An 11,233-nucleotide genomic window follows, 5' to 3' on the forward strand; every position below is an offset into this window, starting at 1 on the left:
CTAGACGACTTTAAGTGGAGTTTTGTTTAGTTCAAACTGTATTAACCATAAGCTGATCGCTCCGCCTTCACGAAATCCACGAAGGCGCGCAGAGGCGCGGGCATATGGCGGCGGCTGGCGTAGTAGAGGTAGGGACCGGAGAACGGCGGCAGCCAGTCGTCGAGCACCGTTTCCAGGCGACTCGCGGCCAGAGCTTCGGCGACAAAGTCCTCGAAGGTGGCCATCAGGCCGACGCCAGCCTCGCAGGCCGCCAGTTCCAGGTCGATATTGGTCGAGGTCAGCCGGGCGGTGGGGTTGATGCGGACCACCTCGCCATCCTTCTCGAACTCCCAGGCATAGGACGAGCCGCTGGCGAAGCGGTGGCGAATGCAGGCGTGGTCGAGCACGTCGCGAGGATGAACGGGTCGCCCGTGGGCGGCGAAATAGGCGGGCGAGGCGACCACGACGAAGCGCTGCGGTCCCGACAGCGGTATGGCGATCATGTCCTTCTCAAGCCGCTCGTCATAGCGGACGCCGGCGTCGAATCCGGCCGCCAGCACGTCGATGAACGCGTCGTCGGCGACCACCTCCACCGATACGCCCGGATGCAACGCCAGGAAGCGGGGCAGCAGGCGCGGCAGGATGACCTTGGCCACAACGCCCGGAACATTCAGGCGCAGCGTGCCCGTCGGGCTGTCACGGAAGGCGTTGACCTCGTCCAGGGCCAGGGCGACGTCGGCGAGGGCGGGCGACAGGCGCTCCAGCAGCTTCTGGCCAGCCTCGGTGGGCGTGACGCTGCGCGTGGTGCGGTTGAGCAGGCGTACGCCCAGTCGCGCCTCCAACCGCCGCACCGCCTCGCTGAGCGAGGACGGTGAGACGCCGCGCAGAGCCGCCGCCGCGCGAAAGCCGCGGGCGCGGGCCACGGCGGTGAAGGCGTCGAGATCGGCGAAATCGGCTTGCTGCATTGTGTGAAATTCCGAACAGGTCGTGCAAACCTTGTCGGATTATCGCACGAAACGCCGAGGCGCATAACCGTCTCCACAGACAGCATGGAGACATCGGATGAAGACGCGCCAATTGGGAAAGACGGGCCCCGTCGTCTCGGCCTTCGGCCTGGGCTGCATGGGCATGTCCGACATGTACGGGCCCGCTGACCGGACCGAGAGCCTGGCCACCTTTGACGCCGCCGTGGAGGCCGGGATCACGCTGATCGACACCGGCGACTTCTACGGCATGGGCCACAATGAGATGCTGATCGGCGAGGCGCTCAAGACCCACAAGCGCGACCGCCTGGTGCTCAGCGTCAAGACCGGCGCCCTGCGCGATCCCGCCGGCGGCTTCCTCGGCTATGACGGCCGGCCCCAGGCCATCAAGAACTTCCTGGCCTACAGCCTCAAGCGCCTGGGCGTCGATCACATCGACATCTACCGGCCCTCGCGCCTGGATCCGGACGTGCCGATCGAGGACACCATCGGCGCCATCGCCGAGATGGTCCAGGCCGGCTATGTCCGCCACATCGGCCTCTCCGAAGTCGGGGCCGAGACGATCCGCCGGGCCGCCAAGGTCGCGCCGATCGTCGACCTGCAGATCGAATACTCGCTGGTCTCGCGCACCGTCGAGGCGGAGATCCTGCCGACCCTGCGCGAACTTGGCATCGGCATTACGGCCTATGGCGTGCTGTCGCGCGGCCTGATCAGCGGCCATTGGACGCCGCAGACCGGCCAAGGCGGCCGTGACTTCCGCGCCCACAGCCCCCGCTTCCAGGGCGAGAACCTGGCGGCCAACCTGAAGCTGGCCGAAGCCCTTCGCGCGGTCGCCGAGGCCAAGGGCGTGACGACCGCCCAGGCCGCCATCGCCTGGGTGGCCTCGCGGGGCGACGACATCGCGCCGCTGATCGGCGCGCGCCGACGTGACCGCCTCGCGGAGGCCCTCGGAGCCCTGGAGGTTTCCCTGACTGCGGAGGACCTGGCGGCGATCGAGGCGGCGGTGCCGGCGACCGCCGTGGCGGGCACGCGCTACGCCGAGGCGATGATGGCCCACCTCGACAGCGAGCGCGGGTCAAACTGACGCTTGCGTCCGGGGCGGAGGCGGGCGTCAGATGCCGTCATGAGCACGCCCGTCTTCGACCTCGACCTTCTGCCGTTCGCCGCCCTGATGGGCGTCGAGATCGTCCACGCCGCTCCGGATCGCGTCGAGGGACGGCTGCTGGTCCGACCCGACCTGTGCACGGCCGGCGGCATCCTGCATGGCGGCGCGACCATGGCCCTGGCCGATACGCTGGGCGCCATCGGCGCCTTCCTGTCGACGCCGGAGGGCAAGCGGACGACGACGCTGGAGAGCAAGACCAACTTCATCGCCCCCGCCGCCGTCGGAACGACGGTGAAGGCCGCGGCGACGCCGCTGCACATCGGCCGGCGCTCCAGCATCTGGGTCACGCGCATCGAGGGCGAAGACGGCAAGCTGGTGGCTGTGGTCACTCAGACCCAGATGACGGTGGAGTAGACGCGTGTCCGACTCCTGGCGCATCAGCACCCCCATTCAAGGGCCGGCCATGACGCGCGATCCGGTCAGGCCGAGGGCGCCGCTAGAAACATGATCGCGCTGCGCCCGCCCGCGCCCGGAGACCTGGGCTGGATCGTCCAGCGGCACGGCGAGCTGTACGCCGCCGAACAGGGCTGGGACCATCGCTTCGAGGGCGTCGTGGCCGGGGTGATCGCCGACTACGTCAAGACCTTCGACCCCGCTCGAGAGGCCTGCTGGATCGCCGAACATGAGAGCCGCAAGGTTGGCTCGATCATGCTGGTCAGGGAGACCGAGACGGTCGCCCGGCTGCGCCTGCTGCTGGTCGAGCCCTCGGCGCGCGGGCTGGGCGTGGGCGAGGCCCTGATCTCGGCCTGCCTGGCCTTCGCGCGCGAGGCGGGCTACGCCGAGGTTATCCTCTGGACCCAGAGCAACCTGCTGCCGGCCCGCCGTCACTATGCCCGCTTCGGCTTCGTGCTGGAGGACAGCTGGCCCTATGACGGCTTCGGCGAGGGGCTGGTGTCGGAGAGCTGGCGGCTCAAGCTCTAGCCGCCCAGGTGCCCCCGCCAGGCCTCGCGCAGGACCTTCTTGTCGATCTTGCCCGTCGCGGTCAGTGGCACGGGCGCGAAGACCACGTCGTCGGGCGTCCACCACTTGACGATCCTCGGCGCCAGAAAGGCCAGCACGGCGGCCTTGGTGACGGCCGCGCCCTCATGCGGTTCGATGACCAGCAAGGGGCGCTCCTCCCACTTCGGATGCGGCACCCCAACCACGGCGGCGATCTTCACGCCCGGGCAACCGACCGCGACGTTCTCCAGGTCGATCGAGCTGATCCACTCGCCGCCGGACTTGATCACGTCCTTCTGGCGGTCGGTGATGCGCATGAAACCGTTGGCGTCGAGCGTGGCGATGTCGCCGGTGTCGAACCAGCCGGCGTCGTCCGTGGCGTCGTGGTCCTTGCGGAAGTAGCGCTTGACCACCCAAGGCCCGCGCACCTTCAAGGCGCCGGAGGTCTGGCCGTCCCAGGGCGCGGCCGAGCCGTCCTCGGCCTCGACCTTCAGTTCGATGCCGAACTGCAGCCGCCCCTGGCGCGTCCAGATGGCCTCGTCCATGGCCTCTTCACCGAGCGCGGCCAGGGCGGGCGTCGGGGTGGCGACGACGCCGATCGGGCAGGTTTCGGTCATCCCCCAGATCTGCAGCACCTGGACGCCGTAGCGGCGCTTGAAGGTCTCGGCCATGGCGCGCGGCACGGCGCTGCCGCCGATCACCACCCGCTGGAGCGTAGCGGGAGCGGCGTGGTTCTTCTCCAGCCAGTCCAGGTACATGGTCCAGATGGTCGGCACGCCGCCGGTGAAGGTGACGCCCTCGCTCTCGATCAGTTCGTGCAGCGAGGCGCCGTCCATGCGGTCGGCCGGCAGCACCAGCTTGGCGCCGCAGATGGGAGCGCTGAACGGCACGCCCCAGGCCGTGGCGTGGTAGAGGCTGGAGCACGGCATGGCGACGTCGAAGGCCGTGAAGCCGAACGCGCTATTCAGGCCGCCGGCCATGGCGTGCAGCACCACGGCGCGGTGCGAGTAGAGCACGCCCTTCGGGTCTCCGGTCGTGCCGGAGGTATAGCAGAGGAACGCGCCGGCGTTCTCGTCGAAGGACGGCCAGTCGATCGTCTCGGACTCGCCGGCGATCAGCGCTTCGTAGGAGATCGCGCCGACCGCGCCCGGTTCGGTCCGCGCCTCGTCCGACAGCATGACGAATGTGGTCACCGACGCCAGGCGCGGCGCGATGCGCTCGACCAGCGGCAGGAAGTTGCGCTCGAAGAACAGGACCCGGCTGCCGGCGTGATCGATCGTGTAGGCGATCTGCTCGTCGGACAGGCGTGGATTGGCCGTGTGCAGCACCGCCGCGACGCCGGGAACGGCGTAGAACAGCTCGAGGTGCCGATGGGTGTTCCAGGCCAGGGACGTGACTCTGTCGCCAGGCGCGACGCCGAGGCGATGCAGGGCGTGGGCGGCCTGGGCTGCGCGCCGGGCCAGGCCCGCGTAGTCGTAGCGCCAGAGAGGCTCGTCGATCAGCCGCGAGACGACCTCCCGCGCGCCATGCGCCTGGGCGGCGTAGGTCAGGATGCCGCTGATCATCAGCGGCGCGCTCTGCATGAGCCCTGGGATCATCGGCTCCTCCCCGGTCTTATCGTTGGACCCAGGTTAGGGCGTTGTCGCCCTTCTCGTGAAGGCGTTTTTCCGCTCCATCCGGATGATGCGACCATGACGGATCATCTTCACGCGATCGCTCGCTGAAGGTGCTGAAAGGGGAAGCGGAGCGCCCGGACATCCGTCCGGAGGTTTGGATAGTGAGTACCGTTTCGACGAAGCCAGACGCTCCGCGCAGTCGTTATCCGGTGAGCCCGCGAGGCGCGGGGTTTTAACCCGCTCTCGCCGCTAGGCCCCCGACGGGCGGGCCGGGGCGACGACCCCGGCCCCGGAACGCCCGGGCGATTTCAGCCCAGGCCTGCCGCGTCGCCGAAGTCTTCACCGCCAGGGCTTCGTCCCGATGTTTCAGGGAGCCTGCCGCTGGATCCGCCGCGAAGACGCCTTCCCCAAGCTTGGGAAGACCGGCGAGCGCTTCCCGCTCGACCACCCCCGACAGCCGTCACGATCGCCGGCCGGACGTCCCTTCCGCGCCATCGGGTGAGGAAGAGTATGGCGGGGGATTCAACGCGGATCACAGAGCGACATGTAAAAGTGAGAAGTCGTTGAAATCGCTCACTTCGATTCCGGATACGCGGATCATAGAGCGCCGCGAACGCTCGTACTTGCCCCCTCCGCGCTGGAGCCTGCCCTCGGGCGCGCGCGCGCTACCCGGGGGCGCTCCTCCCCCGGAGGGGGAAGAAGGCCCGCGTTCCCTTCTGCCCCCCTCCGGGGGCGGACGACCACGCGGAGCGTGGTCAGGTGGGGGCCTACGGTGGTGGTCAACCTGCCCGTGAGAACTGCAAACCCACCAGATAGTTCGTGAAATTGTCTCCCGCGCCCTTTAGGACTTCATGCTTATCGATACATCCAAACTCTACCAGGTGACTTGATGCACGACCGCGCCGGCCTTCGCGCTCTTCCCGAAGATCTTGTCGATCTCGGCGCTCTGATCAGCGCCTATTATGAGATCCAGCCGGACGTCTCCAATCCCGCCCAGAAGGTCGTGTTCGGCACCTCGGGACACCGGGGCTCCAGCCTGGACGGCGCCTTCAACGAAGCCCACATCCTGGCCGTCACCCAGGCGATCGTCGAATACCGCGCCGCCCAGGGCGTGACCGGCCCGCTGTTCGTCGGCCGCGACACCCACGGCCTGTCCGAGCCCGCCTGGCGCTCTGTGCTGGAAGTCCTGGCGGGCAACGGCGTCGAGACCCTGGTCGACTCCCGCGACGGCTTCACCCCGACGCCGGCCGTGTCGCACGCCATCCTGACCCATAACCGCCAAGGCGGCGCCCAGGCCGATGGGCTGCTGCTGACGCCCTCGCACAATCCGCCGCGCGATGGCGGCATCAAGTACAACCCGCCTTCCGGCGGTCCGGCCGGCTCGGACGCCACCTCGGCCATCGCCGCCCGCGCCAACGAACTGCTGGCCCAGGGCCTGACGGGCGTTAAGCGGGTCCCGTTCGAGACCGCCCGCAAGGCCGTTGGCGACTACGATTTCCTCGGCCGCTATGTCGACGACCTGCCGGCGGTGATCGACATCGCCGCCATCCGCGCGGCCAAGGTGCGGATCGGCGCCGATCCGCTGGGCGGCGCGGCGGTCGCCTATTGGGGCGCGATCGCCGAGCGGCACAGGCTGGACCTGACCGTGGTCAACGACGCCGTCGACCCGCGCTGGGCCTTCATGCCGCTCGACACCGACGGCAAGATCCGGATGGACTGCTCGTCCTCCAGCGCCATGGCCAATCTGATCGGGATCATGAAGGGCGGCGCGGCCTATGACGTGGCGACCGGCAACGACGCCGACGCCGACCGCCACGGCATCGTCACGCCCGACGGCGGGCTGATGAACCCCAACCACTACCTGGCCGCGGCGATCTCGTACCTGTTCAGCCACCGTCCCGGCTGGGGCGCGGACACGGCGGTCGGCAAGACCCTCGTCTCGTCCTCGATGATCGACCGCGTGGTGGCGGGCCTGGGCCGCCGCCTGCTGGAGGTGCCAGTCGGCTTCAAGTATTTCGTTCCGGGCTTGCTGGACGGCTCGGTCGGCTTCGGCGGCGAGGAGTCGGCCGGCGCGGCCTTCCTGCGCCACGACGGCGGGGTGTGGACCACCGACAAGGACGGCATCCAGCTGGCTTTGCTCGCCGCCGAGATCCAGGCGGTGACCGGCCAAAGCGCCAGCCAGCTCTACGCCGGCCTGACCGAAAAGTACGGCGCGCCGGCCTATGCCCGCGTCGACGCCCCGGCCAGCCGGGAAGAGAAGGCGCGCCTTGCCAAGCTCAGCCCCAGCGACGTCTCGGCCAAGACCCTGGCCGGCGAGGCGATCACCGACATCCTGACCGCCGCCCCCGGCAACGGCGAGGCGATCGGCGGCCTGAAGGTCTGCACGCAGAACGCCTGGTTCGCGGCGCGCCCCTCGGGCACCGAGGACGTCTACAAGGTCTATGCGGAGTCGTTCCTGGGTCCGGACCACCTGAAGCAGGTCCAGGCCGAAGCGCGCGAGGTGGTGGCGGGGGCGCTGGCGGGGTAGCCGTCCGCCTTCGCACGGTTTATACGCCGCGCCATGTTTGAAGGCCTCTCCCCCCTCGCCCGTGACGCCCGCTCCTGGCCCTTCGAGCAGGCGCGCGCCACGATCGCCCGCGTCCTGCGCGTGCGCCTCCCCGACCGCGCCGACCAGGACGCCGCCAAGGCCCTGATCGACGCTGGCAAGACGGATGAGGCGGTGAAAGCTTATCCGGCCCTGGCGAAAGCCGTGATCTTCGAGACCGGCTATGGCCCGTCGGGCCTGCCGCACCTGGGCACGTTCGGCGAGGTCGCGCGCACCACGATGGTGCGCAGCGCCTTCCGCGCCCTGACCGACGAGGCCATCCCGACGCGGCTGATCGCCTTCAGCGACGACATGGACGGCCTGCGCAAGGTTCCCGAGAACATCGAGAACAAGCAGCCGCTGATCGAGGACCTGGGCAAGCCGCTCACCGTCGTCCGCGACCCCTTCGGCACCCACGACAGCTTCGGCGCCCACAACAACGCCCGCCTGCGCGCGTTCCTGGACAGCTTCGGCTTCGAGTACGAGTTCGTCAGCTCGACCGCCTGCTACAAGGGCGGCATGTTCGACGCGACCCTGCTGACCGCCCTGGAGCGCTTCGACGCGATCCAGAAGGTCATGCTGCCGACCCTGGGCGAGGAGCGCCGCGCGACCTATTCGCCGTTCCTCCCCATCAGCCCGACCACCGGCCGGGTGCTGCAGGTCCCGACGCTGGAGCGCAACGTCGAGAAGGGCACGATCGTCTTCCAGGACGAGGACGGCCGCAATGTCGAGGTTCCGGTCACCGGCGGCCACGTGAAGATGCAGTGGAAGCCCGACTGGGCCATGCGCTGGACGGCGCTGGGCGTCGACTACGAGATGTCGGGCAAGGACCTGATCGACTCGGTCAAGGCCTCGGGCGCGATCTGCAAGGCCCTGGGCGGCACGCCGCCGGAAGGCTTCAACTACGAGCTCTTCCTCGACGAGAACAACCAGAAGATCTCCAAGTCTAAGGGCAACGGCCTCTCCATGGAGGACTGGCTGCGGTACGGCGCGCCCGAGAGCCTGTCGTACTACATGTTCCAGAGCCCCAAGTCGGCCAAGAAGCTCTATTTCGACGTCATCCCCAAGGCGACGGACGAGTACCTGCAGCAGCTGGACGCCTATCCGCGCCAGGAGCCGGCCAAGCAGCTCGACAACCCCGTCTGGCACATCCACACGGGCCGTCCGCCGCAACACGGCTCGCCGGTGTCGTTCAGCCTGATGCTGAACCTGGTCTCGGCCGCCGACGCCTCGACCAAGGAGATCCTCTGGGGCTTCCTGTCGCGCTACATCCCGGGCGCGACGCCGGAAAGCCAGCCGCTGCTGGACCGCCTGGCCGGCTACGCGATCAACTACTACGAGGACTTCGTGAAGCCCTCGAAGGTGTTCCGCGCCCCCAGCGACCAGGAACGCGCCGCCATGCTGGACCTGCTGGCCAAGCTGAAGGCCATGCCGGCCGGGACGCAGGACGCCGAGCTGATCCAGAACGAGGTGTTCGAGGTGGGCAAGACCCACGGCTTCGACCCGCTGCGCGCCTGGTTCCAGGCCCTCTACGAGGTGCTGCTGGGCCAGAGCCAAGGCCCGCGCTTCGGCTCGTTCGCGGCCATCTTCGGGATCGACCGCACGGTGGCGCTGATCGAGGAGAAGCTGGGCTGAAGTGTAGGTGCGGCTGAAACGCGCAGCGACACCTTGCCGGGCAGATGAACGAAGACTGAATTCGGTATTAAGGGTCTGACCACTTTTGTGAGTCTAAGGTCCGATCTTCCGGACCAGGACAGTCTTCAAGGTCAGACCAATGGCTTCGTTCACCCTCCGCCCCACCGATCGACAGAAGTTCGATTCTCTGCTCGGCGGCATCGTCCAGCAGTTCCCCGACGCCCGCGTCGAGGCCGCGCACAACGACACCTGGCAATCGTATCGCGTCGACGTGTCGTGCGCCGATCCGGCCGCCGGCCCGCTGATCGCCTGGCTGCTCGACACCCACGGCGACTGCCCGCGCACGTAAGGTTCGATCCAGGGCCGGCTACTGGCTGGCCCAGACGATCCGCGCGATCCAGGCGACCTCGTCCCGCGACAGCAGGCGATCGCCCTCGCGCCCGAGCGCCAAGAGCTCGATCGTCCTGGCCGTGACCCGGCCCAGCTCTCGCACCAGAACCTCGCCCGCATGGGTCCGCGCCACCACGCGGTCGCCCTTGCGCGGCTCGACCGTGGGCGAGACCAGGAGGCGGTCGCCGTCGCGATAGACCGGCGCCAGAGCGTCCCCCGACACTTCCAGGGCGAACAGGCCCTCGCCAAAATCCGGCGCCGGCGCCTCGTCCCAGCCCGCGCCCATCGGCATGCCCGCCGCGTCGAAGAAGCCCTCCTGCCCGGCCTGGGCCATGCCGATCAGCGGCGCCCCCCGCCTAGCGCTCGCCCCTCCGGACTGTTCGGTCAAGGCCGCGAACTCGGAGAAGTTCACCCCGGTCGCTTCCAGCAGCTTGGCCAGGCTCTCGGTCGACGGCCAGCGCGGGCGGCTGTCGGCCTGCGTCGAGCCGCGCTTCGAACGGTTGAAACTGGTGGGGTCCAAGCCCGCCATCCGGGCCATGGCCGACGGCGTCATGTCGAAGCGCTCGGCCAGCGCGTCGATGGCCCGCCAGATTTCGCCGTGAGAGAGGGTCGCCATCGGGCGTCTCCTTGAGCGGTCGCGGCCTTCGAGCCGAAAATACGCCGCCAAGCCTAGGAAAGTAAACCTATGGCGACAGCAAAGATTGACGTTTACGTAAGCGTTGACGCTCGCCCGGGATCGGGTTTAGGGTGATCGTCGATAACTAAGCGGCCCGGCCGCAGTAGCCAGGCCCTCTTGATTGGGAGGTTTAAACCATGGCCGACCTGCGTCGCCCCGAGCGGACATTCACGATCCGCCAGCTCTGCAACGAATTCAAAGCCACGCCGCGCGCCCTGCGCTTCTACGAGGACAAGGGCCTGCTGAGCCCCGCGCGCGAAGGGCTGAACCGCGTCTACTCGCACAAGGACCGCGTCCGCCTGCAGCTGATCCTGCGCGGCAAGCGCGTGGGCCTGTCGCTGTCGGAAATCCGCGAGCTGCTGGACCTCTATGACGAGAACGACCAGGGCGCGGCCCAGATGGCCCGCTCGCTGAAGAAGTTCCGCGAACGCGCCACGGCCCTGGAGCAACAGCGCGACGACATCGACAACGCTCTGGTCGAGCTGCGCGAGGCCTGCGACCGCCTCGAGCGCCGCCTCGCCGAGATCCGCCCCGACCTGCTGCCCCGCGCGGCCGACTACGAGCAGGTGCTGCGCGCGAAGAGGTTGACGCGCAAGGCTACGCCAGAACTAATGAATATATTGTCTGAAGAGTTTGGGGTGGTGAACATTGACCGCTACGACGAGACGACGATTGATAATATGAAAGCCTTGATTGGTAGTGATGACCGTTCGATTGAACTGCGTGAAAAGATGCAGGAAAACGGTGTGACGGTGGTCTTTTCGACCGCCTATTCCGACCATAACAATGCCATGGGTGATGTGGGGCGTATGTACTCACGCGAAGATGCGCAGACGCTGTTATTTGAAGTGTCCCAGCCAAGTGATTTTTATCGCCGCCTATTGCTACTAAAGAAACATGGCATTAAGGCGACTTCAATTGTAATTGCCGCGCATGGACTACCCGGAGCGACCGAGTTTAGCGACGGCGTCGATATTTTCTATTTGCTTTCCGAGAATACCGATCGCGGCGTGAAGCTCCCGAAGAGCGTTGACGTCCATATCGATCAAATAAACCTTTCAAGGGTAGTGAGCGACGAGTTCATGACAGACGACGAGCACGGCGAGCGTCGCATTATTCTTCATAACTGCAGTAGCGCAGCCGAGCGCGACGATGGTGTATCGGTTGCGCAGACGTTCTTGAAGCGTGCGCAGCGGATGAACCTCAAGGTTATCGGTGCCTCGGATGTGATGGCGGCTGGGCGACACGACGAACAGGGCGTCGTGA

General features: G+C 67.5%; 9 protein-coding genes and 1 pseudogene. 7 read left to right on the forward strand and 3 right to left on the reverse strand.

All coding sequences use genetic code 11. The features are described from left to right. Positions 1-41: 41 nt before the first annotated feature. Positions 42-944: a LysR family transcriptional regulator gene (locus Q0379_RS11630; protein WP_299008642.1), complete on the reverse strand. Its 903-nt coding sequence runs from the start codon at positions 942-944 to the stop codon at positions 42-44. A 97-nt stretch (positions 945-1,041) separates the two neighbouring features. Here Q0379_RS11630 and Q0379_RS11635 point away from each other — a divergent pair, with 97 nt between their 5' ends. The 3 genes from Q0379_RS11635 to Q0379_RS11645 all read left to right on the forward strand — a co-directional run bounded on the left by Q0379_RS11635 (position 1,042) and on the right by Q0379_RS11645 (position 3,048). Continuing rightward, positions 1,042-2,046: an aldo/keto reductase gene (locus Q0379_RS11635; RefSeq protein ID WP_299008644.1), complete on the forward strand. Its 1,005-nt coding sequence runs from the start codon at positions 1,042-1,044 to the stop codon at positions 2,044-2,046. Between the two features lie 39 nt (positions 2,047-2,085). After that, positions 2,086-2,481, forward strand: a complete 396-nt coding sequence (locus Q0379_RS11640; RefSeq protein WP_299008646.1) for a PaaI family thioesterase — start codon at positions 2,086-2,088, stop codon at positions 2,479-2,481. A gap of 90 nt (positions 2,482-2,571) precedes the next feature. After that, positions 2,572-3,048 carry a GNAT family N-acetyltransferase gene (locus tag Q0379_RS11645; RefSeq protein WP_299008648.1) on the forward strand — a complete coding sequence of 159 codons (477 nt, stop codon included), beginning with the start codon at positions 2,572-2,574 and terminating at the stop codon, positions 3,046-3,048. Here Q0379_RS11645 and Q0379_RS11650 read toward each other — a convergent pair. Further along, positions 3,045-4,664 carry a long-chain fatty acid--CoA ligase gene (locus Q0379_RS11650; RefSeq protein WP_299008650.1) on the reverse strand — a complete coding sequence of 540 codons (1,620 nt, stop codon included), beginning with the start codon at positions 4,662-4,664 and terminating at the stop codon, positions 3,045-3,047. The two genes, Q0379_RS11645 and Q0379_RS11650, sit on opposite strands and share 4 nt — an antisense overlap. A 904-nt stretch (positions 4,665-5,568) precedes the next feature. Between Q0379_RS11650 and pgm the strand changes: the two genes are divergently transcribed. The 3 genes from pgm to Q0379_RS11665 all read left to right on the forward strand — a co-directional run bounded on the left by pgm (position 5,569) and on the right by Q0379_RS11665 (position 9,250). Then, positions 5,569-7,209, forward strand: a complete 1,641-nt coding sequence (gene pgm / locus Q0379_RS11655; RefSeq protein ID WP_299008652.1) for a phosphoglucomutase (alpha-D-glucose-1,6-bisphosphate-dependent) — start codon at positions 5,569-5,571, stop codon at positions 7,207-7,209. A gap of 33 nt (positions 7,210-7,242) precedes the next feature. Next, on the forward strand, positions 7,243-8,901 hold the full coding sequence (locus tag Q0379_RS11660) for a lysine--tRNA ligase (protein WP_299008654.1): 1,659 nt from the start codon (positions 7,243-7,245) through the stop codon (positions 8,899-8,901). Between the two features lie 139 nt (positions 8,902-9,040). Further along, positions 9,041-9,250 (forward strand): hypothetical protein, encoded by a 210-nt coding sequence (locus tag Q0379_RS11665; protein ID WP_299008657.1) that lies wholly within the window; start codon positions 9,041-9,043, stop codon positions 9,248-9,250. 18 nt (positions 9,251-9,268) lie between these two features. Here the strand turns inward: Q0379_RS11665 and Q0379_RS11670 are convergent, their stop codons facing one another. Continuing rightward, positions 9,269-9,907: a helix-turn-helix transcriptional regulator gene (locus Q0379_RS11670; RefSeq protein ID WP_299008660.1), complete on the reverse strand. Its 639-nt coding sequence runs from the start codon at positions 9,905-9,907 to the stop codon at positions 9,269-9,271. A gap of 197 nt (positions 9,908-10,104) precedes the next feature. Between Q0379_RS11670 and Q0379_RS11675 the strand changes: the two are divergent. Then, positions 10,105-10,545 (forward strand): annotated as a pseudogene (locus Q0379_RS11675) (MerR family DNA-binding transcriptional regulator); the annotation flags it as partial. Positions 10,546-11,233: the final 688 nt, after the last annotated feature.

The sequence above is a fragment of the uncultured Caulobacter sp. genome (genome assembly GCF_937900395.1).
Classification (GTDB): Bacteria; Pseudomonadota; Alphaproteobacteria; order Caulobacterales; family Caulobacteraceae; genus Caulobacter.

Coding starts and splice junctions, on each gene's coding strand:
- Q0379_RS11630 (WP_299008642.1), bottom strand. CDS start 944: ATGCAGCAAGCCGATTTCGCCGATCTCGACGCCTTCACCGCCGTGGCC.
- Q0379_RS11635 (WP_299008644.1), top strand. CDS start 1,042: ATGAAGACGCGCCAATTGGGAAAGACGGGCCCCGTCGTCTCGGCCTTC.
- Q0379_RS11640 (WP_299008646.1), top strand. CDS start 2,086: ATGAGCACGCCCGTCTTCGACCTCGACCTTCTGCCGTTCGCCGCCCTG.
- Q0379_RS11645 (WP_299008648.1), top strand. CDS start 2,572: ATGATCGCGCTGCGCCCGCCCGCGCCCGGAGACCTGGGCTGGATCGTC.
- Q0379_RS11650 (WP_299008650.1), bottom strand. CDS start 4,664: ATGATCCCAGGGCTCATGCAGAGCGCGCCGCTGATGATCAGCGGCATC.
- Q0379_RS11660 (WP_299008654.1), top strand. CDS start 7,243: ATGTTTGAAGGCCTCTCCCCCCTCGCCCGTGACGCCCGCTCCTGGCCC.
- Q0379_RS11665 (WP_299008657.1), top strand. CDS start 9,041: ATGGCTTCGTTCACCCTCCGCCCCACCGATCGACAGAAGTTCGATTCT.
- Q0379_RS11670 (WP_299008660.1), bottom strand. CDS start 9,907: ATGGCGACCCTCTCTCACGGCGAAATCTGGCGGGCCATCGACGCGCTG.